The 25,081-nt window shown below is 50.4% G+C and carries 19 protein-coding genes and 1 pseudogene; 13 read left to right on the plus strand and 7 right to left on the minus strand.

The genetic code is table 11. The features are described 5' to 3' along the window. Positions 1–100 precede the first annotated feature (100 nt). The 7 genes from EJO50_RS12005 (at position 101) to EJO50_RS12035 (ending at position 9,261) form a co-directional block, all read left to right on the plus strand. Positions 101–853, plus strand: coding sequence for a gamma-glutamyl-gamma-aminobutyrate hydrolase family protein (locus EJO50_RS12005; protein ID WP_125974463.1), 753 nt, complete (start codon positions 101–103; stop codon positions 851–853). A 120-nt stretch (positions 854–973) separates the two neighbouring features. Next, on the plus strand, positions 974–2,302 hold the full coding sequence (locus EJO50_RS12010; RefSeq protein ID WP_125974465.1) for a glutamine synthetase family protein: 1,329 nt from the start codon (positions 974–976) through the stop codon (positions 2,300–2,302). 546 nt (positions 2,303–2,848) lie between these two features. After that, the gene (locus EJO50_RS12015; RefSeq protein ID WP_125974467.1) at positions 2,849–4,234 is read left to right on the plus strand and encodes an aspartate aminotransferase family protein; all 1,386 of its coding nucleotides are present in this window, start codon (positions 2,849–2,851) and stop codon (positions 4,232–4,234) included. Positions 4,235–4,689: 455 nt separating this feature from the next. Next, complete coding sequence (gabT, locus tag EJO50_RS12020; protein ID WP_206434381.1) at positions 4,690–5,949, plus strand: 4-aminobutyrate--2-oxoglutarate transaminase; 1,260 nt, start codon at positions 4,690–4,692, stop codon at positions 5,947–5,949. 85 nt (positions 5,950–6,034) lie between these two features. Next, positions 6,035–7,489 (plus strand): NADP-dependent succinate-semialdehyde dehydrogenase, encoded by a 1,455-nt coding sequence (gene gabD / locus EJO50_RS12025; RefSeq protein WP_125974471.1) that lies wholly within the window; start codon positions 6,035–6,037, stop codon positions 7,487–7,489. Positions 7,490–7,991: 502 nt separating this feature from the next. Beyond that, positions 7,992–8,843 carry a mechanosensitive ion channel family protein gene (locus tag EJO50_RS12030; RefSeq protein WP_125974474.1) on the plus strand — a complete coding sequence of 284 codons (852 nt, stop codon included), beginning with the start codon at positions 7,992–7,994 and terminating at the stop codon, positions 8,841–8,843. A gap of 52 nt (positions 8,844–8,895) precedes the next feature. Then, positions 8,896–9,261 (plus strand): 5-carboxymethyl-2-hydroxymuconate Delta-isomerase, encoded by a 366-nt coding sequence (locus EJO50_RS12035; protein WP_125974476.1) that lies wholly within the window; start codon positions 8,896–8,898, stop codon positions 9,259–9,261. Between the two features lie 43 nt (positions 9,262–9,304). Here the strand turns inward: EJO50_RS12035 and EJO50_RS12040 are convergent, their stop codons facing one another. From EJO50_RS12040 to EJO50_RS12055, 5 genes and pseudogenes are all read right to left on the minus strand, one after another. Then, the gene (locus EJO50_RS12040; RefSeq protein ID WP_125974478.1) at positions 9,305–10,948 is read right to left on the minus strand and encodes a methyl-accepting chemotaxis protein; all 1,644 of its coding nucleotides are present in this window, start codon (positions 10,946–10,948) and stop codon (positions 9,305–9,307) included. Positions 10,949–11,136: 188 nt separating this feature from the next. Then, a complete protein-coding gene (locus EJO50_RS12045) occupies positions 11,137–12,291 on the minus strand; it encodes a metallophosphoesterase (protein ID WP_233702073.1) in 1,155 nt (384 codons plus the stop codon). A gap of 252 nt (positions 12,292–12,543) precedes the next feature. Next, positions 12,544–13,488, minus strand: coding sequence for an oxygen-dependent tRNA uridine(34) hydroxylase TrhO (trhO, locus tag EJO50_RS12050; RefSeq protein ID WP_125974480.1), 945 nt, complete (start codon positions 13,486–13,488; stop codon positions 12,544–12,546). A gap of 192 nt (positions 13,489–13,680) precedes the next feature. After that, a pseudogene (locus EJO50_RS17495) lies at positions 13,681–13,889 on the minus strand (integrase core domain-containing protein); the annotation flags it as partial. A 77-nt stretch (positions 13,890–13,966) separates the two neighbouring features. Then, a complete protein-coding gene (locus tag EJO50_RS12055) occupies positions 13,967–16,441 on the minus strand; it encodes a TonB-dependent receptor plug domain-containing protein (protein WP_125974482.1) in 2,475 nt (824 codons plus the stop codon). A gap of 202 nt (positions 16,442–16,643) precedes the next feature. Here EJO50_RS12055 and EJO50_RS12060 point away from each other — a divergent pair, with 202 nt between their 5' ends. The 5 genes from EJO50_RS12060 to EJO50_RS12080 are packed head-to-tail and all read left to right on the plus strand — an operon-like array spanning position 16,644 to position 22,342. Next, the gene (locus EJO50_RS12060) at positions 16,644–19,466 is read left to right on the plus strand and encodes a M16 family metallopeptidase (protein ID WP_125974484.1); all 2,823 of its coding nucleotides are present in this window, start codon (positions 16,644–16,646) and stop codon (positions 19,464–19,466) included. Between the two features lie 8 nt (positions 19,467–19,474). Continuing rightward, on the plus strand, positions 19,475–20,503 hold the full coding sequence (locus EJO50_RS12065; RefSeq protein ID WP_125974486.1) for a putative transporter: 1,029 nt from the start codon (positions 19,475–19,477) through the stop codon (positions 20,501–20,503). Continuing rightward, positions 20,503–21,162, plus strand: coding sequence for a MotA/TolQ/ExbB proton channel family protein (locus EJO50_RS12070; protein WP_125974488.1), 660 nt, complete (start codon positions 20,503–20,505; stop codon positions 21,160–21,162). The genes EJO50_RS12065 and EJO50_RS12070 overlap by 1 nt, the downstream gene beginning before the upstream one ends. After that, positions 21,159–21,584 (plus strand): ExbD/TolR family protein, encoded by a 426-nt coding sequence (locus EJO50_RS12075; RefSeq protein WP_125974490.1) that lies wholly within the window; start codon positions 21,159–21,161, stop codon positions 21,582–21,584. Before EJO50_RS12070 ends, EJO50_RS12075 begins: the two co-directional genes overlap by 4 nt. Next, positions 21,581–22,342, plus strand: a complete 762-nt coding sequence (locus EJO50_RS12080) for a TonB family protein (protein ID WP_125974492.1) — start codon at positions 21,581–21,583, stop codon at positions 22,340–22,342. The genes EJO50_RS12075 and EJO50_RS12080 overlap by 4 nt, the downstream gene beginning before the upstream one ends. Positions 22,343–22,435: 93 nt before the next feature. Here the strand turns inward: EJO50_RS12080 and EJO50_RS12085 are convergent, their stop codons facing one another. Together EJO50_RS12085 and EJO50_RS12090 are read right to left on the minus strand one after the other, a co-directional pair. Next, positions 22,436–23,332: a DUF5655 domain-containing protein gene (locus EJO50_RS12085; RefSeq protein ID WP_125974494.1), complete on the minus strand. Its 897-nt coding sequence runs from the start codon at positions 23,330–23,332 to the stop codon at positions 22,436–22,438. Positions 23,333–23,359: 27 nt separating this feature from the next. Continuing rightward, a complete protein-coding gene (locus tag EJO50_RS12090; RefSeq protein ID WP_125974496.1) occupies positions 23,360–23,953 on the minus strand; it encodes a virulence RhuM family protein in 594 nt (197 codons plus the stop codon). A gap of 169 nt (positions 23,954–24,122) precedes the next feature. Between EJO50_RS12090 and EJO50_RS12095 the strand changes: the two genes are divergently transcribed. After that, entirely contained in the window at positions 24,123–24,434 is a 312-nt protein-coding gene (locus EJO50_RS12095) for a cupin domain-containing protein (RefSeq protein ID WP_125974498.1), read from the plus strand. Positions 24,435–25,081: the final 647 nt, after the last annotated feature.

A 25,081-nucleotide genomic window follows, 5' to 3' on the forward strand; every position in this document is an offset into this window, starting at 1 on the left:
AAATCTTGTCAAATATAGTTAACGAACTAAGCTTAAAACTATACAAAGTGGTCATGTTTTTATACCCACCCCACGCGCCACGCGCACACCAAGGCCTACCATGACCCAACCTATTATCGGGATTCCCTGTTGTCGCTGGTGGCTGAAAGACAGCCATTTTTTTCACCTGGCAGGTGAAAAATATATCCACGCTGCACTGGCTGCAGGTGGTATTCCTCTACTGATTCCTGCCCTGGGGGACGCCAGCCAGATTGCGCAAATATTGACAACAATTGATGGCCTGCTGCTAACCGGCAGCCAATCCAATATCGAGCCACAGCACTACCACGGCAAACTCCTGGAAAATGATTTTAACGACCCGCAAAGAGACGCCACCACCCTGCCGCTAATCCGTGCGGCGGTCGCTTTAAACATACCGGTATTTGGAATATGCCGCGGTGCACAGGAAATGAATGTAGCCTTTGGTGGCTCGCTGGAGCAAGCTGTACACCAGCAAACAGGCATGCTCGATCACCGTGAAAAAAATGGCAGCTCCGATGAGATGTACGGGGACGCACACTATATTCAGCTTGTTGCTGGTGGTTTACTTGAGCAGCTCTACGGGCAAAGTACAGCCAGAGTGAACTCGCTCCATCATCAGGGAGTAGCAAGGCTCGCCGACAACCTGCAGACCGAAGCCTTTGCCCCAGATGGCCTGATCGAAGCCTTCAGCGTAAAAAACACAGCCTTCGCACTTGCAGTGCAATGGCACCCGGAATGGAAATTCCAGGACAATCCGCTCTCGCTCACCCTGCTCGCCGCCTTTGGCGACGCCTGCAAAAAACGCCACCTGGCAAGGGTGCTGAAGCAATAACAGTTGTGCTTCTTTTGGGTGCAGTTCACTGCAGGGCTACCGCTCCTAAATCTGTAAAAACGCACAAAACCAGTATTTAAAAACGCCTGCTTAACGAAGTGCTCAAACACGGAGTCAACCATGAGCTTGATCAGCGACTGGCTGCGAGAACGTCGAATCACTGAAGTTGAATGTGTTACGCCCGATTTCACCGGCATTGCCCGCGGCAAAATTGTGCCCAAAGAAAAATTCAGTGAAGATGAAGGCATGCGCCTGCCGATAACCGTGCTGGTGCAAACCGTCACTGGCGAGTACGCCGAGCAAATCACCCCGGTGACCGATCCGGACATGATCCTGATTCCAGACCCCAGCACTATCCGCATCGTGCCCTGGGCCAAGGACCCCGTTGCACAGGTCATTCACGATTGCTTTTATTTTGACGGCACGCCCGTCGAGCTATCCCCCCGCTATGTGCTGCGCCGTGTACTCAAGCTGTATGAGGATAGAGGCTGGAAGCCGGTCGTTGCACCAGAAATGGAATTTTATCTGGTCGATATCAACCGCGATCCGGATCTGCCCTTGCAACCGCCGCTGGGCCGCACCGGCCGCCCGGAAACCGGCCGCAAAGCCTATTCGATTGATGCTGTAAATGAATACGACGATCTGTTTGAAGATGTTTACGACTATTGCGATGCCCAGGGCCTACAGATTGATACGCTGATCCACGAAATTGGCGCATGCCAGATGGAAATCAATTTTTTGCATGGCGATGCACTGGAGCTGGCCGATCAGGTTTTCCTATTTAAACGCACCGTCAGGGAAGCGGCGATTCGCCACAATATGTACGCCACTTTTATGGCTAAACCCATGGAAAACGAACCCGGATCTGCCATGCATATTCATATGAGCGTGGTAGATACAATCAGCGGCCAGAATGTGTTTTCAAATGTGGATGGCACGCCCAGCGAGGTGTTTTATCAATCGGTAGCGGGCATGCAAAAATACTTCCCGCAGGTGATTGCACTGTTCGCCCCCTTTGTAAACAGCTACCGCCGCCTGACCCGCTACTACGCCGCGCCCATCAATGTGCAATGGGGGTTTGATAACCGCACCTGCGGCATACGTGTGCCGCACTCCGACCCCATCGCCCGCCGCATAGAAAACCGCCTGCCCGGCGTGGATTGCAACCCCTATCTAGCCCTCGCTGCCACCCTCGCCTGTGCCTATTTAGGCATAGAAGAACAACTTACACCTACGGACCCCCTCACCGGCGACGCCTACACCCTGCCCTTCGCCTTCCCGCGGGGCCTGGATGCTGCCACCCAAATCCTCAGCGACTGCAAACCCATCGCCAAGGTACTGGGCGAGCGATTTATCAAAGCCTATTGCGCCGTAAAAGAAGCCGAATACGTCGAATACGCCAGAGTCATCAGCCCATGGGAAAGAAAACATTTACTGCTGCATGTGTGATGCTGCTCTATGAAAGCCCAAATCTTGAACCACGGAGGGCACAGAGAACACGGAGGTTCACAGAGGAAAACAGAGTTAGATGCAAATTTTATGTTTTAAGTTTGGTTTGAGTTGGCATGTACGAAACGCTTCGCGGTTCGTACCTACGAGTTTTTTGGAGTTTTTGAGTTTTTCAAAACACAGAGATCTAGATGTAGTCGCGACTCATCGCACGGGGCTTAAAGTCTCCCCTTGAAACACGCCGAAGCGAGGAACAAGCGGGCGGGGTTTCGGCGAGGACTGTTTGAGCGAAGCGAGTTCCGCAGCCGCCGCTCGATTGTCCGCAGTGAGGGGTTTCGTGTTTCGTGGGGCGGCCTTCTTTTGGTACTTTTCTTGGCCGTTCAAGAAAAGTACGCCCACGCGGGGGCACCCGCACCAAAATACACCGTGCCGAAGGCACTAAAAATGTCATTTGCTTTTGATTTGATTTGATTTGATTTGCAAGCAACACACCATATTCAAATGATCACATGGGACAAAACCCACACTGCAACAAGGAGACACTCGATGAATCCGGATCCCATTAGCCCCGGCCGCAGCACGGCACAATACCAGGAGCTAGACGCCGCCCACCATATCCACCCCTTCTCGGATACCGCCGCGCTCAATGCTCATGGCTCACGCGTGATTACTCGCGGTGAGGGCGTTTATTTATATGATTCGGACGGGAATAAAATTTTTGATGCCATGAGCGGACTTTGGTGTGTCAATATCGGCTATGGCAGGCAAGAGCTGGCCGAAGCGGCTTACCAGCAAATGCTGCAACTCCCCTTCTACAACACCTTTTTTAAAACTACCCACCCGCCAGTAATCGAGCTATCCAGCCTGTTGGCGCAAGTCGCCCCCGAAGGCTTCAACCACGTTTTTTATACCAACTCCGGCTCGGAAGGGAACGACACCATTATTCGTATGGTTCGTCATTACTGGGCCACACTTGGCCAGCCGCAAAAGAAAACCATCATCGCCCGCGAAAATGGCTACCACGGCTCCACCATAGGCGGGGCCAGCCTTGGCGGCATGCACTATATGCACGAGCAAGGCGATCTCCCCATTCCCGGTATTGCCCATATAGAGCAGCCCTACTGGTACGCCAATGGCGGCGAGCTTAGCCCCAGGGAATACGGGCTAAAAGCCGCTAGAGCGCTGGAGCAGAAGATTCTGGAGCTAGGCGTTGAAAATGTCGCGGCCTTTATTGGCGAGCCGGTGCAAGGCGCAGGCGGGATTATTATTCCGCCCTCCACCTACTGGCCTGAAATCCAGCGCATTTGCGATCATTACGGCATCTTACTTATCGCCGACGAAGTGATCTGTGGCTTTGGCCGCACCGGCTCATGGTTTGGCAGCCAGCACTACGGCATACGCCCGCAACTGATGATCATCGCCAAAGGCTTAAGCTCGGGTTATATCCCGATTGGCGGGGTTTTAATCCACGACACCATCGCCAAAGTGCTGATAGAAGGCGGCGATTTTAACCACGGCTTTACTTATTCCGGCCACCCCGTCGCCTGCGCCGTGGCGACCGCCAATATCCGCATCCTGCAAAAAGAACGCATTATCGAGCGCATGAATGAAGAAATCGCCCCCTACGCCGCCCAGCTCTGGCACGGCGCATTTGATAACCACCCGCTGGTAGACGATGTGCGCAGTCTGGGCTTTTTCTTTGCTCTCACCCTGGTTGAAGACAAAGCCAGCCGCAAGCGTTTCGAGCACGGCAGCAGCATGGCCCTGCGCTGCCGCGATATCTGCCTGAAAAACCAGCTAGTCATGCGCGCCACCGGCGACAGCATGATCGCCGCCCCGCCACTAGTCATGACCCGCGCACAGGCAGAAGAATTTGTCAGGCTGGCCAAGCAATGCATTGATGAATATGCGCGGGAATTGGGGAAGATTTAACTCGTTTGAACAGCGCTAAATCTTGAACCACAGAGAACACAGAGGACACAGAGTTCCACGGAGAAAAATAGGTTCTGATTTAAGTTGTCTTTGATTAGGATTTAAGTATTTTCAAACCTTTGAAATCTGGACTTGTATCGCTGCTAGTGGCACGGGGCTTAAATTCCCCATTGAAACACGCCGAAGCGAGGAATAAGCGAATCGGGGTTTCGGAAAAGGGGTAGCGGGCTTGCTCCCGAGCAGCCTTTTTCGCCGAGCCGATTATCCGCAGTGAGGGGCCTTCGTGCTGGTCGGAGCGGCCTTCTTTGGCTTCGTTTCTTAGCGGAGCAAGAAAGGAAGGTCCCGCAGGACGTCCGCACCAAAATCAACGTACCGTAGGCACTAAAAAAGTCTTTTTGACTTTGATTAGTACCTATGGAGCAAAACCCGCCCAACATTTCTCGATGAGCATAAAAATGGACAATTGGAATAATCGCCGCCTTGCCGCTACCCCTCGTGGAGTAGGCATCAGCACGCAGGTTTTTATCGCCAAGGCTAAAAATGCCGAGGTTTGGGATATCGATGGGCGGCGCTATATCGACTTTGCCGCTGGCATTGCGGTGCTCAATACCGGCCATTTGCACCCTAAGATTAAGGCTGCGGTCAGCGCCCAGCTGGATGCTTTTTCGCATAGCTGCTATCAGGTTATGCCTTACACCAGCTATGTGGTGCTGGCTGAAAAGCTTGATCAGCTCGCCCCCATCAGCGGCCCGTGCAAAAGCTTTTTCCTGACCACGGGAGCAGAAGCAGTTGAAAACGCCATCAAAATTGCCCGCGTGGCCACAGGGCGGGCCGGGGTGATCGCTTTTTCTGGCGGATTTCATGGCAGAACGCTGCTGGGCATGGCGCTCACCGGTAAGGTGGCCCCCTATAAAATCGGCTTCGGCCCCTTCCCCGCCGACGTTTACCACGCACCTTTTCCATCTGGCGACATCAGCAGTGGTGCGGCACTGGCCTGTTTAAAAGCGCTATTTAAAAGCAGCGCCGACCCCAAGCGCATCGCCGCGATAATTATCGAACCCGAGCAAGGAGAAGGCGGCTTTTACCCCGTGCCCCGTGAGTTTATGCAGGGCTTGCGGCAGATTTGCGATGAGCACGGCATTTTGCTGATCGCCGACGAAATCCAGACCGGCTTTGCCCGCACCGGCAAACTCTTTGCGATGGAGCATTTTGACGTTGAGCCTGATTTAATCACCGTTGCCAAATCACTGGCTGGCGGCTTTCCGCTTTCTGGCGTGATTGGCCGGGCAGCCCTCATGGACGCCGCAGCCCCCGGCGGCCTTGGCGGCACTTACGGCGGCAGCCCCATTGGCATTGCCGCCGCACTGGCAGTACTGGAAATCATAGAAGAAGAGCAGCTCTGCGAGCGCGCCAACATCATCGGCAACAAAATCAAAGCCCGTTTAGAAGGATTAAAAGCCAACACGCCGCAAATCCACGACATCCGCGGCCTTGGCGCGATGGTGGCGGTAGAATTCACCGAAAACGGCCAGCCCGCAGCCGAATTCACCGCAAACGTTAAAGCACAAGCGCAAAACTTAGGCCTGATCCTGCTCAGCTGCGGCATGTACGGTAACGTCATCCGCTTCCTCTGCCCGCTGACCATAGAAGACAGCGTGCTGGATGAAGCTTTAGGAATGCTGGAGCAGGCGATTAAAAGTGCATCAAAGACCTGAAAACCCAAATCTTTAACCACGGTTTACCCGCAGAGGCTGCCGCTCTTAAATACCAGGCCAAAGCCACCCTTAATAAGGAAAACCCATGCTGCAACTCAACAACCCTGCCCTTTTAAAACAAACCTGCTATATCAACGGCCAGTGGCAGGATGCCACAGAGAAAATCGCGGTAACTAACCCGGCCACAGGGAAAATCATTGGGCATATTCCTAAAATGGGTACAGCCGAAACCGCCGAGGCTATTGCCGCAGCCAAGCTCGCCATGCCCGCCTGGCAGAAAAAAACAGCCAAAGAGCGCAGCGTGATTTTGCGCCGCTGGTTTGAGCTGATACTGGCCAACCAAGAAGACCTGGCGCAAATTTTGAGCGCCGAGCAAGGCAAACCTCTCGCCGAGGCACGCGGCGAAATTGCCTATGGCGCGAGTTTTATTGAGTGGTTTGCGGAAGAAGCCAGGCGTATTTACGGCGATGTGATTGCCTCGCCACAGGCCGATAAGCGCCTGCTGGTGATCAAACAAGCCATTGGCGTGGTGGCCGCCATTACGCCCTGGAATTTCCCCAACGCCATGATTACCCGTAAAGCAGGGCCAGCGCTGGCGGCAGGCTGCGCCATAGTGCTTAAACCCGCCACACAAACACCGTTTTCTGCGCTGGCGCTGGCGGTATTAGCCATCGAAGCTGGCATTCCCGCTGGCGTATTTAATGTGATTACCGGCAGCGCCAGCCAGATTGGTGGCGAGCTGACGCGTAGCCCTGATGTGGCCAAACTCAGCTTTACCGGCTCTACCGACATCGGCAAATTACTGATGCGGCAATGCGCCGACACGGTAAAAAAAGTATCGCTGGAGCTGGGCGGCAATGCCCCCTTTGTGGTGTTTGACGACGCCGATCTGGATGCCGCAGTGGAAGGCGCGATGGTCTCTAAATTTCGCAACGCTGGGCAAACCTGCGTCTGCGCCAACCGCATCTATGTGCAAGACAGCGTTTTTGATGCTTTTTCCGCCAAACTCAGTGCTGCCGTTGCCAAACTCAAAGTTGGCCCTGGCACCGAAGAAGGCGTGACCCAAGGCCCGCTGATCGATGAAAAAGCGGTGCAAAAAGTGGAAGAACATATCAAAGATGCGCTGGAGCAGGGCGCAACGCTGGCGCTGGGCGGCAAGCGCCACGCGCTGGGGCATAGCTTTTTTGAGCCGACCGTCTTACTCAATGTCACAGCCAAAATGAAAGTGGCCCGCGAAGAAACCTTCGGCCCGCTCGCTCCGCTATTTAGATTCAGCAGCGAAGAAGAGTTAATCCGGCTGGCCAATGATACCGAATTCGGCCTTGCCAGCTATTTTTATAGCCGCGACATCGGCCGCATCTGGCGCGTGGCCGAAGCACTGGATTTCGGCATGGTGGGCATCAACACCGGCATGATCTCTAACGAGCTGACCCCCTTTGGCGGGGTAAAGCAATCGGGTCTGGGCCGGGAAGGCTCCAAATACGGCGTTGATGATTATATTTCGATCAAATACCTGTGCATGGGAGGGATTGATCGCTAATTAAAGATTCTGATTCGAATTTTTTCGTAGGACGGGTGAAGCCCACCGTTTCGCCGTATTTATGCCAAAGTCTGGCGGGTTTCACCCCATATACGCTAACCAATTTGATTCAGTCTTAGTAAACAACGAAAAACAGTGAGGGGCCTTCGTGCTGTTCGGGGCAGCCTTCTTTGCTTCCTTTCTTGGCGGTTCAAGAAAAGGAGTCCCTTGCGGGGATGCCGCACCAAAATCAACATGCCGAAGGCACTAAAAAGGCCTTTTTTTGGTTAGCACAAATGGGATGCACCCGCCCTACGAGAAACATTTCACTTACGTTGATAGAGTTGGGTTTCACCCGCACTGAGATGATTCAATCACTTGTTCGCTTAGCAAACCAGCAGAAAAGCATGCCCCACCCCAATTCTGTGCAGCATTTCCTCTATATAGCGTAATTTATTCACTTAGAATATCCTGCCATATCTGTAACAATCAAAATCATTATCACCTAAATAAAGTGAATCGAATGAATTGGATTGAGATTCTGCAAGCTCAGGCGATCAGTTACGCACCTAAATTATTTGCTGCGCTGATTACACTATTTATTGGCTGGAAGCTAATTGGTATTGCCACACAATTACTTGAAAAAGTACTGGCCCGTGGCAATGTTGAATCCACTTTACGGCACTTTTTAGGCAGCCTTGCCAATGTGGCATTAAAAGCACTGCTACTAATTAGCGCCGCATCCATGATTGGTATTGAAACCACTTCATTTATTGCTATTTTGGGTGCTGCCGGTTTGGCTATTGGCCTGGCACTACAAGGCAGCTTGTCTAATTTTGCAGGCGGCGTGTTGATTTTAATGTTCAAACCATTTAAAGCAGGTGATCTTATTGAAGCACAGGGGCAACTAGGAACCGTAGAAGGTATTCAAATTTTTACCACTCGTTTACGTACGGGTGATAATAAACTCATTGTGATGCCCAATGGCCCCTTAGCTAATGGCAATTTAACTAATTATTCCGCCATGCCAGTGCGCCGTGTTGATTTTATATTTGGAATTGGCTATGACGATGATATTGATCACGCACGAAAAGTAATGTTATCCGTATTAAATGCGGATAAGCGCATTCACCAGGATCCTGCGCCTATGGTTGTCGTTTCTGCCCTGGCAGATAGCTCGGTTAATTTCACGGTACGCGTCTGGGCAGATAGCGAGTATTACTGGCCTGTCTTTTTTGATACAACAGAAAACATCAAAAAAGCATTTGATGCGGCAAGAATCTCTATTCCTTACCCACAGCGCACAGTGCACCATATTCAACATACAGAAGCAAACCCGCCTTTACCCAAAGCGCCGCTTGAACGTATTGATTAAACAGAGATAATATCCGGGGTCTGGCTGCAAAGCCGCCCTGAAGGTGAAACTCATGCCACATATCAACATTGAATACAGTAATAATTTAAGTACATTTGATGCAAACCTTGCCTTGCAGCAGTTAAACAATGCCCTGATTGAATCCGGCCATTTTGCTGAAGGAGATATCCAAAGCCGTGCAATGGGCTTTGATCATTTCCAGATTGGGAATGTCGCAGAAGGCAGAGCATTTATTCATATTCAATTGCGGATTCTGAGCGGCCGCTCAGCCGAGGTTAAAAAATCACTTTCAGAAGCACTGCTTCAAGCCCTGAAAATAGATAACCCGCAGCAATTAAAAATTCTGATTCGTAGCGAGATCATTGATATAGATCGCCCGTCCTATTGCATGATGAATATAGAAAGCGAAGGCTGCTGACTTAATTTCACCCTTTTCTGATAAAGCACTTCAGGATAAGAATTTAATCAATATTTTCCCGGCTGGTTTTTAAAGTATGCAGCTTAAATTGCGAGATTAACCCTTTCATTTTAATCGCCAGCTCATTCAGGCGTGCGGTGGTATCCACGGCACGCTGGGTGGCTCCTACATTTTCACCCGACATCTCTACAATCTGCCCGATACCCTGTGAAATCATATCGCTGCCCCTGTTTTGCTCCTGCATGGCCGTCGCAATATCCATCACCGATTCAATTACATGCTCAGAACCTGCACAGCTGCGCTGCACCACCAAAGCTACTGCCTTTGCCTGCTCATTACCATCCTTAACCCGCTGTACTCCTCTATCCATGCTCTCAATCGCATCCCGGGTGCCTTGTAAAATACTACTGATCACACCGCCAATTTCCTGGGTAGCCTGCGTAGTTCTGTGTGCCAGGGTACGCACCTCATCTGCCACAACAGCAAACCCCCGTCCCTGCTCACCCGCCCTGGCAGCTTCAATCGCTGCATTTAAAGCCAGCAGATTAGTTTGATCGGCAATTTCTTTAATGACATTCACAATCGAATTAATCTGATCGGATTGCTCACCTAAGCCGCGAATAATACCTGAGGTTTCAGAAACCGATTTTTCAACTTCATCCATCCCTGCCAGCACACCTGCAATCATTTTGGCCCCATCATTAGACAGCTCGGCAGATTCTGCTGTCAGGCTATGAGCACGTTGTGTGCTGCCGCTAACCTGCTCGATACTCTCCACCATTTTGCCAACTGATTCGGCAATAGCTTCTGCCGAGGTATTCTGATTTTCCGATGCCGTTCTGATTAGGGTAGATTGCGCCGCCAGCTCTTGCCCGTAGCAAATCACTTCTTCTGCACTATCGCTTACCTGCCGGATAATACTTTCCAGATGATTTTGCATTGCCTTTAAAGATAATAATAACTGCCCCATTTCATCTTTACGTGAAGTCTCGATATTACGGCGAAAATCACCATGAGCAATATCCTGGGCAATGGAGATTGCTTCACTTAATACAGATGATATTTGTCTGGTAACCAAGGCAGAAATTAAAGTCATGATAACAATCACCACGGCGAGAAACACCAGCATGTGTAATTGTGACTGAGCAAAAATATCTGCAGAGCCTTTTGATTGTTCAGCAGATTGTTTTTCAATTAAATCTGACAAACTGGCCATTTCTTCTTCCAAAACTTCAAATTGATGCTGAAAAATAGGCAGATCTTTTTCCATTTGTGCCGGATCGGCTTTGGCACTGGCAAACAGCTTGGTTGCCAGTGCAATATAAGTATCAACAACGGGTTTTACAGCGGCAATCTTATTTTTAATTTGTGCTTCTTTTGCAATTTTTTCGTTATTGGCAAATAGCTCTTTAAAATGATTACCATGCTCTGCTAAATCTTTTTCTGCAGATTCAACTCCTTTCATATCATTATTTTTAATTGCCAATATTGCAGACAGGACATCGCCACGAATTGCATCGTGCATCATGTCCGATCCCATTTGATTGCGCATAATGGATAAGCCGCCAAGCAAATCATCCACACTTTTGTGTGATGAATTCTGGCCGTTCAAACCAATAAACCCCATGATCAGGACAGCAGCTACGCCAGAGAGCCCCATCAGAAATAATCTAAATTTCAATGTCATTGCCGCATCCTTTATCAACGTATCAAGCTCATTAAAAGATAGAACATTAGCAACCAATTGATAAACTTATTTACTTACAGGCAGCGAAATCACAAACAAAATTTTACCTTTGGCTAAAGTCTTATTTCGCCAAAAAGCATAGATAACTACTTTGCAAACCCGATTTTAAAATAATGATAATCCCTTTATTATCCACGCTGCAAAGTAACCCGGGTAATTTCCGATGGCGCAAACAAACGTTTAGGCGGGCCCCAATAACCTGTACCCCGGCTAGTGTATACCAGCACATTTCCCAGCAAATTCAAACCAGCCGTAAAGGGCTGCTGAAAACGGACAAAGAAATTCCAGGGGAAAAACTGCCCACCGTGGGTATGGCCGGATAATTGCAAATGCAGGCCCAGATCCTGCGCCTTAAAAGCACTGCGTGGCTGATGCGCGAGTAATAATTTAAATGGCGAATCACCGGGCGATCCTGCCAGTGCCGCCGATGCATTACTTTGATGATCAGGATAAAAATGCCCGGCACTGTAATCAGTCACCCCCGCCACCACCAGCTGATGGCCGCCGTGCAAAAGCAAAACATGCTCGTTCAGCAGCACTTGCAGGCCAAGGCGGCGCAGCTCAGCAATCCACGGCAATGCACCAGAATAATATTCATGATTACCGGTCACAAAAAATGTGCCATGAGTGGATTTTAATCGTGCCAGCGGCGCAGTATGCGCGGACAGATCGGCTACATTGCCATCAACCAGATCACCCGTTACCGCCACCAGATCGGCCTCAAGGCCATTTACCTTATCAACAATGGCATCCAGATAAGGGCGCTTAATCGTTGGCCCGACATGAATATCACTAATTTGAGCAATGGTGAAGCCGACTAATTCTGCGGGCAAATTGGCAACCGATACTGCCACATCCACAATTGCCGCACTACGCCTTGCATTAATCAAGCCCAGAAAAGTAAACAGCACAGCTCCTGCAAACACGCCCAAAGCACTTTGAATCTGCCAGCTCTGATAAGCCGCATCGCTTAATAAATAAGACAAAGGCAGCAAAGAGACATCGCGCAGTAGGCAAAGCACAAATAACGAAGAAAACAGCCCCATCACCAGCAGGCCCAGCCAGGCAAGGCGATCAGCCCAGGGCGGCTGACTGATCAACCTGGCTGCTAAACCCAAAGGCAGCAGCAAGCTGGACAGCACCAAGGTGAGCCAGCCCAGCGATAAACCCATACCGTATAAACCCAAAGCAGGAAATAAACGCATTCCCAGATAAGCATGCGCCAGCAAAATAATGCTAAGCATCACGAGCAAAGCTGAACGGGGTGGGGTGGAGTATTTCAAAAAGCACTTCCTTAGCAAAAATTGGGAAAATACAGGATGGGCAAAGCAACTCACCTTACGCTATAGATCAGCCAGCACAGGGGCTAAACTCTGGTCTACATTAAGCTTGGCCATAAAAAGCAAACCTTCTCATTCTCATTTAACTATTAGAATGCAATAAAGCCAAGCGCTTTTTGCCTGGCTTTATTAACACTGCATAATAACGAGCACAGCACCGGAGCAAGCCCCATTACGACTTACAGCTCCCTTGGTTTAATCCTTACCCCGCATATTGCGCCCCAGCGGGTTAGGCTGATTACGTTTTTTGGCCAGCTCAATCTGCTTTTGCCGCTCGCGCGCACTATTTCTGGTTTTTTCGCTCAGGGAATTCCAGCAGTGCGGGCAACTGATTCCGACAACAAAATGAGAAGACTGACGATCACTCACAGATACGGGCTGACGGCAGGCGTGACAAAGGTCAAAATCACCCTCGCTTAAATCGTGGCGTACGGTTACGCGATTATCAAACACAAAGCAATCGCCCTCCCATTTGCTCTCTTCCTGCTTAACCGTTTCCAGGTATTTAAGAATGCCACCTTTCAGATGGAAAACTTCTTCAAAGCCCTCCCCTAACATATAGCTGGAGGCTTTTTCGCAACGAATCCCGCCGGTGCAAAACATGGCGACTTTCTTGTGTTTAGCAGGGTCGAAATGCTGCTTAATATAATCTGGAAATTCGCGAAAGCTGGCTGTTTTAGGGTCAATTGCACCCTCAAACGTACCAATCGCCACTTCATAATCGTTGCGTGTATCGATCAGCAATACTTCAGGATTGCTAATCAGCGCGTTCCAATCCTCTGGCTCTACATAGGTACCAACAGCCTGATTAGGGTCTACGCCCGGCACACCTAAGGTGACGATTTCTTTCTTTAATTTAACCTTGCTGCGGTAAAACGGCTGCTCATCACAATAGGATTCTTTGTGATCCAGATCGATAAAACGAGCGTCACTTTTTAGCCATGCCAATAAGCCATCAATCCCGGCACGAGTCCCCGCCACCGTACCATTAATGCCCTCAAAAGCCAGCAGCAAAGTACCTTTTACTTCGTTATCCAGCATGGATTGCAAAAGCAGCTCTTTAAGCGCTTTAAAATCGGCCAGTGTTACAAATTTATACAGAGCTGCCACCACAATGGCTTCTGATTGATTCTGTGTCATTTTTTATATCTCCAGGCGGTCATCCACGCAAAGGATGAACCAGGCAAAAGCCGGTAAAAACCAGCCATGGCGCAGTTTACCTGAAGCAAAAACGGATAACATCCCGCCGGGCCGATCTCCTCATTACGAATAAGACACGGCAACCCACACATTATTCAAGCTCACTTTAAATTAGGGGCCAGGTACGTATGCCTATTGAGGGGTAATGCCACCCAATCCCATATACGGGCATTCGTTATTATAAATGCCACATAAATACCACAGCCATTGCATTGCTGTTTCTTGCACTTCAGCAAGACTTTCAAAATCATCGCAAGCTAGCCATTCATATCGCACACAGTGCACATATTGCGCTCAATATATGCGTTTTGCTGCAGATTGCCGGGCTGAATATAGGCTAACTCAAAATGAGCTGGTTTTATGGGGGGATTAGCATCTCACTCGGGATAAAGTAATTACGCTACAAGATGCTCCATTATTAGTAGCTGCAATTTAGCCCCAACCAGACTGAACGACCCAGCCGATAACTGGCAGAGCTGCTGTTACTAGCAATCTCTGGTGTGCGGTTAAACACGTTGCTCACCCGAACATCCACACTCATCAAATGCTGTTGCCACTTTGGCAATAGATAACGGGCATTGAGGTTCACGGTAGTAAAGGAGCCGATAGTAATCTGCTCATAACGATCATAAGAGCTGCCATCAACCTTCACATCATTACCGCTATCACCAAGAAAATCATACCCACCGCGGTAGTTCAGTGAGGCATTGGTCTGCAATTGCGTACTCCAGCGGGCAGTCCAGCCTGCCGCGGCACGAATGGGAGCAGCAAAGTTACTACGCTCATTTAGAGCATACAACTCATCCATACCGATCACCCGGCCCTGGTAATAAACTTGCTCTTGTGGGTCGGTATAATCAAAGTAACTGCTCGTATCGCCAAAGGTCTTGGTCTTGGACCAGGTGATATTGGCGTTAAAGCTATGGCGCTCAACCTGCCCTTGCCACTCCAACGCCAACCCCTTGTAGTCACTCTTGCCATCATTGGTCAGAGTATAGAGAGTCGTAGTAGTGGATTTACTGCCATCCCCCGGTTCAAACGAGACTTTGTCTCGTTGGCTATTGGCAAAGCCATCCCGGTTCTGGCGATAAACCCCCTTAACCCGGAAATGGCCGTCCAGCGGAGCCGGGAAGGTCAGTGCTGCTGTGAGTTCATCACTATAGGGCGTTTTCAGATCGCCTTGGCCATAGTCAGTACTTCGACTTGTACTACCCAACGCCCAACTTCCTACCTCGCCATTAGTAGTATTTACAGAGCGCCGATAGAAATAACTGTCGGGATACTGGGAACGAATCGCATAACCAACCATGTTAGCTGCGTAATAACGATTAGCCCCCAGTGTCAAATAGGTATCATCAAACAATGACCAGTTGGCACTTACGCGTGGGGAAAGATTGAGATTGCCCAAGAAATCATCATGATTCAAACGGGCACCTGCTCGCAACTCCACCGCACCAATCCTGCGAAAATACTCCGCCCACACGGCCTGACTAAATAATGCTACCTCCGCATCATAAGCGGCGTAGTCACTGTATTGAGTCAGCACCACATCACCACGGCAAGCCGGATCACCTGCGGCACAGTTAGCAGTGACGCCGCTGTTCATCACCTTACCACCACTGTAGTAACGGTTGTCTTGAGGCCGTTGCTTACGCGCTACGGTATAACGCAGTTCCGACCCAAGACTCAAATCACCCCCAGCCAGCGGCTGATTAAAGGTAAAGTGATAGGCTATGTCTTGCTGGGTCTGATCCAGTGAACCAAAGCCTCCCTCGGTACAGTTGGTACTGTCACACCAGTTCACCGAAGCCGCTTTCGAGGGCCACTGGAAGCGATCGCCATCCCACTCCCGGCTTGCATCTGACAACTGGTAAGAGAGCTTGTGTTGCCAATTGCCAGCTCCCCGCACACCATTAGCCGCCACATAAGCAGACAAGCCATCACTGCGGTTAAGGTTTAGGCTGTTGATACTGTTATCTGGTTGGTGCTCGCTGCGATAAGGACTATAAACCAGTTGGCCTTCCAGACTTAGAGCATCGCTGTACTCATATAGAGCTTTTAATAAATAATTACTGCTACGATCCCCTGTTTTAAATTGATTGCCACCGTAGTTTTCGCTCATGTTATAAGACACAGCAGATTCTGAGCGGCTGATAGATGCCAGAACAAATAAACGCTCACTCAGCGGCATATCGACAGAGAACGAACTCTGGTATTTAGTAAAGTCAGGTTTTTCTTTAGTTACTTCACCATTACCAGATTTGCGGTAACTAACCATACTATCGTTTTGAAAGCCTCCACTAACCGAAACGCCGAACTTGCGTGCCGGCTGACGTAACTTGATATCGACAACCCCTCCGATAAAGTCGCCATAGCGGGCCGAAATGTTGGAGTCGAGTACGTCTACGCTGCCGATTAAGGATGTATCTACATAAAGTGTCTGGGAAGTTTGACCATATACTTCATTAAAATCATTTTTCGATTTGGATGAAACATCCATGATCGAGGTAGCACTGACACCATCAATCAAAATGCTATTGTCATAGTAATTGCCGCCAGAGATTGAAAAATCAGATGGCCGCAGTGACTGCGCAGCTTCAGCTGTACCCGCCTGGCGTTCAGTATCCATTTGCACAAACGGCAAGTTTTGTAATAAGCCGGTAAAATCCGTCCCCCCTTCATAGCCAGCGGCAATAGTTTCGCGATTGATCACACTTAAGCCGGTATCAAGAGGATCGAAACTGTCATAAGCCGTAGCAGCAGGTTGTGGGCTACTTGAGCTCGCAGTCTCTGTAGTGCTGCTCACTTCCATGGCCCCTAAATCGATGGCCTCCTTCGCGTGGGCACTCAATAAACTGCAGCTTAGACAACCAACAATGATGGGGTGCTTCATAACGCTCCTACTTATCGAACAAATGCAGCTTGTTTATTTAAAAGCAACTCAGAAAGCCAAGCCCTCAACCACAAAATGACCATTAAGTTATTAATTGATGAAGCTTTAGCTAGGCTCATTAATTTATAGATAGTATTCTTAATGATAGTTATTATCAATATCATTCGCATTAATAATGATACATTCGAGATGATGGAATCAAATGACCTCTCTTCTATTGCGCTGCTTACCTTTTATTGTAATTTCTTCGTTTAGTGCCCCCCCTTTGGTCACACATGCTTATGCCGACGAACCCGGATTAACCTGGGCTCCCGAGCTTATCCAAGGGCAATTAGCTAATGGCCTGCGTTATGTGGCGTATCCCAGTTCGCAAAAAAGCGACCCATTTAACCTGCGCCTCATCGTACAAGCCGGAGCAATCGATGAAACAGGCCCCAGTGGCGTCGCTCATGCTGTAGAGCACATGGTATTTCGTGAAACTCATGCTCACCCTCAGACCGTACACCGTTATCTGGCCCAGCTAGGCTGGAAAACCGGCCTGCAGGTAAATGCCGTCACCGGACTGGCACACACTCAATATATGATCCGCACACGCCCGGACGATGCACTAAATCTGGACGGAGCCATGGCTCTACTTAGCCAGCTCGCCTTGCACCCCACCTTTACCGAGCAGAGCTGGCAGCAAGAACGACAAATCATCACCGAAGAGATGCGCCAGGGTGAAAACGTCGCCTCCCGTATCAATAGCCAAAAAAAAGCAATCACCCGCAACGGCTCACGCTATGTCGAGCGCACCAGCATTGGCACTGGTGCAGACCTGGCGCGGATCAGTACTGCAGATCTGCAGCAGTTTTATCAACGTCACTATCGCCCGGCCAACATGCTATTAGTAGTCGCAGGGCATCTTGACAAAGCCACGCTGAAACAGACGATCGAACGTCACTTTGGCCAGCCAGACAACTCCCAAGCAACACCACGCCCCTATCTCGACCTACCGCTCAACAAGCAGTTGTATATTGGTAAGATTCAAGATCCCAAAGGCACCAGCAGCCGTGTTGCAATGGGAATGCGCACAGCCCAGGCCAGCCGTGACACCCTGACCGGCAAGCAGCAATCTCTTGAGAACTACTTTCTGCGTCGTCTGCTACGTGACCATGTCCGCCGTCGGGCTCAGGCCCTGCCTGCAGGGATCAGCAACTGGAGCATGGTAATGGATGAACCAACCCCTGCCAGGCTGACGCTGGCAATGGCGGCCAATACCCATGACTATCACCAAGGATTGATGTTTGTGCTGCAAGAGCAAGCCTATTTGCGCCAGCACGGCCTCGATCAAACCTTACTCGATGAACTCAAGCAGGGAGCCTATAAGCAGATTGCCAGCTATCCCCAACAACTTGCCAAGCGTCAGTTTGCTCAGTGGGAAGACAAGATCACCGAAGCCCTGCTCCATTCAGGCCCCATTCAATCCACTGAACGCTATCAGCAGCACACCCGCCAATGGCTGGATGCGCTAACCATTGAGCAGCTCAACGAGCGACTACGCACCCTGCTCGATGCCGAAGACCGCTTCGCCTATTTTCAAATCCCCGGAGGTAAATCGTTCACCTTACCTAGTGCTGCGGCAATCCACACATGGCAAACGCAAGCTAACTCCAGTGAGTTAGCAACCCTGCCCACCCGTCCGCTCGCCAGCAACAAACTCGTGGTCAGCACGGCACCAGCCATCAAGGCTCCAACCCTTCCCGCCCTGAAATTTCCAGCTGCAAGCACTGACCTCGGCCTGCCCCAGCGCGATCCTCAGCAACCAGTAGTGCGCTGGCAACTGGCCAATGGGGATGAAATCGTCTGGCTAAACCGCCGTACCCAAGGAGGTCAAATACTGGTGCGTGCCCAGGCACAAGGAGGTTATCAGAACAGTCGCTACGCCAGCCTCGATAGCCAGACAGCGGTGCAGATTTGGCAGCAAAGTGGCTTTGACTTCTGGTCACAGCAGCAAAATCAGGCCTATTTCAACGACAAGCAACAACCACACTGGTCATGGGAACTCAAAGGTGATCACCTTGATCTGGCAGCCATAGTGCGCCCCGGCCAACTACCGGCGCTGCTAACCGAGTATGGCCACTATCTGCAAGCCGGCCGTATTGCCGACTATGTGCTGGCCGAGGTGCGCCCCCAGGTAGAACAGGCGCGCCGACATAAACTTTCAGCTCAAGCCAATGCCTGGCAAACCATGCAGCAATCAGGGCTCGCCTCCCATCCCGTGGCACCGCGTCTTGCCAGCCTCACCCAACCGGCACAGCTGGGCACCATTGCCAACGCACACCTGCAGGCCCCGACCCGCTTCTATCTAGTGGGAGAGCTGGCAGAAGATGAGGTCACTAATCTGATACAAACCTATCTAACCCCCATCAAACGTCAGCCGGCACTTGACCCGCTGCCCCACCCGATATACGCCGGGCAACAACAGACAAACATCATCGATTCAACAGCCAGCGGTGCACGGATTCGGGTCGAAACCCGGCAACAGATGAACTGGACTCCCGAGCAGGCGTTCGTGCTATCCAGCCTCAATCCAGTCGCCCAAGAGGCGCTTAAAGAAGAATTGAGACTCAAACGGGCTGGAGTCTATAGCGTTCGCTTTGAAATGAAACTCGATCGTGCCAGCCAACAGCTGATCAGTGAACTGAGCTTCAGTTGTGCCCCGGAGAGGGCCGAAGAGCTGCAACAAGCAGCCTTGCACATCCTGAGCAAGTTGGATGAACGTCTTGATGAGCAACGCCTGGTGCGGCTAAGCAAAGATATCGAGTTTGCCGAGCAATACCGCTTGCAAGACGACAACACCTGGCTGCACCGGATGATTTTAAGCCACCAGGCTTATGGTGATATGCGTTACCTCTCCGCCATGCCCTCCCTGGCGCGGCAGATCCGGCTGACAGAGCTGAAATCCATCGCAAAAAACCTGTTTGCCAAGCCCAATGCCATCACCCTTATTAGCCGGCCTGCGCCACACATAACCCAGGAGTAATTTGACTCATGTTTCGCAACTTTTTTATGCAACGTCGCTGGTTACACTGGTCCCTGCTGGGCAGTGTGCTGATCCTGGCAACCACCTGGTACAAGGTGCAACTGGATGTCAAGGTGAACAACTGGTTTGGCGATTTTTATAACCTGATCCAAAAGGCCCTGGCGACCCCTCATGCGGTCAGCCAATCCGAGCTGTTTAGCCAGCTATGGGTATTTATAAAAATATCAGTGGTATATGTACTGATCGCCATCGTGCTGGAGTTCTATATTCGTCACTACGTCTTTCGCTGGCGAACCGCGATGCATCAACACTACTGCCGCTACTGGCACCTGGTACACCACATCGAAGGGGCCTCACAGCGTGTACAAGAAGATACCATGCGCTTTGCCCGGATCATGGAGGGGCTAGGCGTATCCTTACTTCACTCCGTCATGACTCTGATCGCCTTCCAGCCACTACTGTGGAATCTGAGTAAGCACGTCAGCGAAGTCCCCCTGCTGGGTGAAGTGCCGCATATTCTGATCTACTCCGCGATGTTATCTGCCATTTGTGGCACCGTCCTGCTGGCGATAGTGGGCATCAAGCTGCCCGGGCTGGAATTTAACAACCAGAAAGCGGAAGCCGCACTACGGAAAGAGCTGGTGCTTGGCGAAGATGATCCACAGAGAGCCTCCCCTATGAGCTTGCACGAGCTGTTTGACAAGGTTCGCCACAACTATGTGCAGATGTATCGCCATTACCTCTATTTTGATCTGGCCAAATGGTCTTATCTGCAATTCTCCTCGATCCTGCCATATGTCATTTTGGTGCCGACTATCGTCAGCGGCGTTATTACCCTGGGTGTCTTGCAACAAATCCAGCGTGCTTTTAGTAAAGTTGTAAGCTCATTGGAATTTTTGGTCAGAAGCTGGTCAAGCATCGTGGAATTGATCTCGGTTTACAAGCGCCTGCACACCTTTGAGCTGCAAATTGCTGCCGCAGATAATGCAAACAATGCATCCTCTGATAAAAAAACTCACCCCGAAGGAGCTCTCTGATGGAGCTGCTACCGCAAAATCCGTGGACAATTTTTACCGCCTTGCCTCTGCTGCTTTGCTCGATATTAGCACTGGCATTGATCGCCGAACGAACTCTGTTTCTACTAAGCAAACGCCGCTTGAAACCAGCCGACCAACACGCCGTGTTAACTGCACTGAAACAAGCCGATGTAGCACAAGCCGAAACACAATTGCTGGCTATCCGCCCTTTTTATGAAGAGGCACTAACCACCCTGATCCGTCACAAGGATCAAGAGAAAGCATTACGTGACTGCGCAGTAAGCCTCGTATTGGAAGAGCTGGCTAGCCAGCTTAAAAATCGGCTATCAGGGCTAATGACCATTACAACCCTTGCACCGATGCTGGGCTTGCTGGGCACCATTATCGGCCTAATGCGCGCATTTTATGATCTGGGTCGACATCATGGGCCTGTTGAGCCCGCTATCGTGGCTGATGGCCTGTGGCAGGCAATGTCGACCACTGCCGCAGGTATGATAATCGCCATCTGCTGCACCTTAGCTCACGCCTTGATGCAGTCGCGAATCAAGCGCGATCTGGCGCAAAGTAGCCAGATCCTCAATCGCTTGTCACAGTTACATGCTGTTGAGCTAAGTACCCAAAATCACAGCGGCTACATCCTGAAGGGGGCCACACCATGATTCGGGTTAGTGAACAACCAACTGCAGAGAAAGGGTTACAAGAGACCATGACCCCCATGGTCGATGTAATCTTCTCGCTGCTAGCCTTTATGATGTTGATGATCAACGCCCCCCTGCTTACCAGTAAACTGGATCTGCCTACCAGTGAGCAAGCTGCCCCACTAACCCGGCAAAATGCATTACCGATCAATTTGTTAATCGATAGCCATGCCGCACGCTGGCAACTGGATAACAGCGATTGGCTCGACCATGAGCAACTAGCAAATCGGTTAAGTAGCCTCAAAAAGACACCGGAAGCATCGTTGATCTTGCAAATGGACAAAAACCTGCCAGTACAACGACTGATCGAAACCCTGGGGTTACTGCAAGCAGCTGGTATTAGCGCTACTGACGTTGCAACCATTAACGGGCATACGCCATGAATGAGTTTGCTAATTTATCACGCTGGGTGATTGGCTCAATTCTGTTACATCTGCTGTTTTTAGCGCAGTATTTATTCAACCAACCCGCGCCATTGGTAACCACCGCAGTAGTAAAATCGACACGACTAAGCCTTGGTATCGCTACTGCGCTGGCCGGGGCAAATACTCATAGCCCCCCCCAAACCCCTGCTATCAAAGTAAAATCAACGCAACCAATACAAATGGATCCACCTCCCCCCCCTACGAAAGAGACCTTCCGAAAGCCAACCCAATCAGTGCTCCCACCTAGACCTCTGGTCAGCAAAAACATAATGCAAGATATAGCTGAAAAGAACGATCCCAAGCAGGAAGCATTGTCACCCAGCCCTGCAAGGGTGGCCAGTAAAGAGGGACAACAAGGCGACCAAGGCTCAAGACAAAGCAATAATAAACAAATAGAAACTGGCCAAGCCCAGCAGCATGGTAGTCAGGAGCTGAGTGATCAGTTTGATTTGGCTGTCCGTCGCCATCTGTTGGCCCACAAAAAAACACCAAAGATTTTAAGCGGTCGTCAGCATGGTATCGTGGTAGTTGAATTTGTTATTGACCGGCAGGGGGAAATAGTAAGCCAGGATATTGGCACGCCGTCACAAGTTCGTGAATTTGATCGCGCAGCACATTTACAGGTAGCTAGTGCAGCCCCCTACCCCCGGCCCCCCGCAGAGCTCCACTGGCAAGAGCGACGCTATCAGATCGCTATCCACTACCAGAGTCAATAACTATGAACCGGTAATCCTCTCATTTTTAAGCTCACTTAAAAGTAGAGGTTAGGCATGCAATGCCGCCCCTTTGTATCTTGTTCCCAGTAGTGGTTAGCCTTTATAAGCCTTCAAAATAAATGGCTTGGCATTTTCAAACTCGGCCTGATTAGATATACCCAGCTCTGCATGACCCGTACCCCAATGCCCGACGTCCCTCACATCGCGACCATTAGGTTCATTAATAATTAACCCCGGATCTAAATGCAGAAACAGCAATAAACGCCCTTTTTGCAAAACGATAGATGCAAAATTCTTTAAACGCTTAAAAGCATAATAAAGCTTCAATTCCCGCCGCTGCACATCATCCCCTAGCGACAAGATATAGCCCTCTAAAGATGCCAGCAGCTCACGCAGCTCAGGGCTTAGCTCCGGCAATAACTCGGCCATGCTTTTATCCGAGCCACGCGGTTTAACTAAGGCATTGTTTGGCGCTACAGATTGCACATTAGGGGTATTGGCGGCCTCCAGCAGCAATAAGTCTTCTCCAAATAGGCGATAGCGCACCAGCTCGATCTGCCGGTTCATTTGCTGCACGGCATGCTCGTCATACTTAGTAAAATCCGCCGCAATACAAATCACCCGTGGCCCGCTCCAATCAATAGCATCTGCCAACGGCTTGTCATAGCGCTCCATGACCAGTAACTTGAATTCCGCCTGATGATCCATCAGCCAGTTTAAATAAAACAAACCCTGATTAATCACGCTTTCAGATTGCGAGCGCTTGTATTCAATAATCACCGGGCAATTATTTTCATCCAAGCCCAAGGTATCGATCCGCCCACCATGTGTTTTACCCGTCGCATATTCAGAGGCCAAAAACCGCACCCCCAATAAAACATCTAAATTGCGCTCAATCAGAGTTTGTAGCGGCTTTTCCAAATCTGAAGCACGCCCTTTTAAAGGCAGCGCTTTATACTGGGAAAGTTGAAAAAGCTGAATATCACTCATATGTTCCCTGTTGTATTTAAATACAGCTTATTTTGGAAAAACTGCGTGGTTTGTGCCAGCCGAAGGCGAATAATCCGCCGCCAGCGCAAAAATCTCCCGCACCCGCAAATACACCCGCCGCTCACTGGCACGAATATCGCGGATACGCTCAAGCAACTCATCACAACGATCCGGTACCCCCGACCCCGCCACCGGCGGATTCTTCAGCCGCTCATCATCCAGCGTAAAGCCCTTAATCAGATACTCACTCAAACGCTCCGTAGCCCAACGCCGAAACTGTGTACCTCGGGCAGAGCGAACACGGTAGCCCACGGCAAGAATGGCATCGAGGTTATAGTGGTCAAGGTTACGGCTGACCTGGTGGGGGCCCTCGGAACGAACTATTAGGAATTTCCTAATAGTTGCCTCGGGCTGCAGCTCTGCATCGGCATACAAGGTTTTCAAATGCTCATTGATCGTTGGCACTTTCACTTGAAAAAGCTCAGCCATCAGCGCCTGAGTTAACCAAAGCGTATCTTCAACAAAACGGCACTCAACCCGAGTGCGCCCATCGCTGGTTTCGTACAGCAAGAATTCACCAGCGAGTGGAGTTTGATTCTTTATGCCGCTTGCTTCATCCATTTTCAATTAACCTCTATTCCCAATTTACAAGCCTCTTAACCGCCACAGATTATAAGCGCTGTTGGGCTGCGTAGACTCAGCCCAACCTGCTTGCTGCTGACAATGAATCAAGCACGGTATTGAAAATATAATCAACACAGCCTTCCACCATTCATTACAGAGGCCAACCATGCCCCAAAATATCTTCCACCAAAGCAAGCCCCCAGCCACCGGCGAGCACTTCGAGCCCCTGCACACCCAGCCCGGCCTGCTAATAGAGCGCATCATCAGCTCCCCCCGCATCGCCCACACCGAATACATCCAGCCGCAGGACGAATGGGTGCTGCTGCTTCAGGGCGAAGCGGCGCTGGATATCGCCGGTAAAACCGTGGCACTGCACAGCGGCGACTATCTGTTTATCCCCGCCCACACCCCACATACCGTACTGGAAGTGAGTGATGGCGCGGTTTGGCTGGCGGTGCATTTTGGGGAGGGGGTGTAATCATCCAGCCTGTAATCTGGCTGCATGATTTTTAGTGCCTTCGGCACGTTAGTTTTGGTGCGGGTGCCCCCGCTGGGGCCTTCCTTTCTTGAACGGCCAAGAAAGGAAGCGAAAGAAGGCCGCCCCACGAAGCACGACATCCCCTCGCTGCGGACAATCGAGGTGGCGTCAATTCAACTCGCTTCGCTCAAACACGAATTGACGACTACCCCACCCCGCTTGTTCCTCGCTCGGCGTGCTTCAAGGGGACTCTAAAGCCCCGTGCAGAGAGCGCATTTATAGCCTTCCAAACTGTTGGCAAACACAAAACTTTGATTTCAATTATCAGAAATTAACGCAGACAAATACTTATAAAAAAATAAAAGCATTAACGACATAGTTTTTAAATCTATATGGCGTAATACCTTCTTTAACTAATTTCCCGCTGCACTCAAAGAAAAAACATCCATGCTGCGCTAGGTGCATAGGGCTTAAGAATCCCCTTGAAGCACGCCGAAGCGAGGAACAAGCGGGCGGGGTTTCGGCGAGGACTGTTTGAGCGAGCTTGCGAGCGAGTTCCGCAGCCGCCGCTCGATTGTCCGCAGATGAGGGGCCTTCGTGCTTCCGGGGTCGCCTTCTTTGCTTACTTTCTTGGCGAAGCAAGAAAG

Source organism: Iodobacter ciconiae, from assembly GCF_003952345.1.
Taxonomy (GTDB): domain Bacteria; phylum Pseudomonadota; class Gammaproteobacteria; order Burkholderiales; family Chitinibacteraceae; genus Iodobacter; species Iodobacter ciconiae.

Bases quoted from the DNA above. Each gene is read 5' to 3' on its own strand.
- EJO50_RS12070 (WP_125974488.1), top strand. From the start codon at position 20,503: ATGGAGCTGCTACCGCAAAATCCGTGGACAATTTTTACCGCCTTGCCT.
- EJO50_RS12035 (WP_125974476.1), top strand. From the start codon at position 8,896: ATGCCACATATCAACATTGAATACAGTAATAATTTAAGTACATTTGAT.
- EJO50_RS12085 (WP_125974494.1), bottom strand. From the start codon at position 23,332: ATGAGTGATATTCAGCTTTTTCAACTTTCCCAGTATAAAGCGCTGCCT.
- EJO50_RS12080 (WP_125974492.1), top strand. From the start codon at position 21,581: ATGAATGAGTTTGCTAATTTATCACGCTGGGTGATTGGCTCAATTCTG.
- gabD (WP_125974471.1), top strand. From the start codon at position 6,035: ATGCTGCAACTCAACAACCCTGCCCTTTTAAAACAAACCTGCTATATC.
- EJO50_RS12005 (WP_125974463.1), top strand. From the start codon at position 101: ATGACCCAACCTATTATCGGGATTCCCTGTTGTCGCTGGTGGCTGAAA.
- EJO50_RS12060 (WP_125974484.1), top strand. From the start codon at position 16,644: ATGACCTCTCTTCTATTGCGCTGCTTACCTTTTATTGTAATTTCTTCG.
- EJO50_RS12040 (WP_125974478.1), bottom strand. From the start codon at position 10,948: ATGACATTGAAATTTAGATTATTTCTGATGGGGCTCTCTGGCGTAGCT.
- EJO50_RS12075 (WP_125974490.1), top strand. From the start codon at position 21,159: ATGATTCGGGTTAGTGAACAACCAACTGCAGAGAAAGGGTTACAAGAG.
- gabT (WP_206434381.1), top strand. From the start codon at position 4,690: ATGGACAATTGGAATAATCGCCGCCTTGCCGCTACCCCTCGTGGAGTA.
- EJO50_RS12010 (WP_125974465.1), top strand. From the start codon at position 974: ATGAGCTTGATCAGCGACTGGCTGCGAGAACGTCGAATCACTGAAGTT.
- EJO50_RS12090 (WP_125974496.1), bottom strand. From the start codon at position 23,953: ATGGATGAAGCAAGCGGCATAAAGAATCAAACTCCACTCGCTGGTGAA.
- EJO50_RS12030 (WP_125974474.1), top strand. From the start codon at position 7,992: ATGAATTGGATTGAGATTCTGCAAGCTCAGGCGATCAGTTACGCACCT.
- trhO (WP_125974480.1), bottom strand. From the start codon at position 13,488: ATGACACAGAATCAATCAGAAGCCATTGTGGTGGCAGCTCTGTATAAA.
- EJO50_RS12065 (WP_125974486.1), top strand. From the start codon at position 19,475: ATGTTTCGCAACTTTTTTATGCAACGTCGCTGGTTACACTGGTCCCTG.
- EJO50_RS12055 (WP_125974482.1), bottom strand. From the start codon at position 16,441: ATGAAGCACCCCATCATTGTTGGTTGTCTAAGCTGCAGTTTATTGAGT.
- EJO50_RS12015 (WP_125974467.1), top strand. From the start codon at position 2,849: ATGAATCCGGATCCCATTAGCCCCGGCCGCAGCACGGCACAATACCAG.
- EJO50_RS12095 (WP_125974498.1), top strand. From the start codon at position 24,123: ATGCCCCAAAATATCTTCCACCAAAGCAAGCCCCCAGCCACCGGCGAG.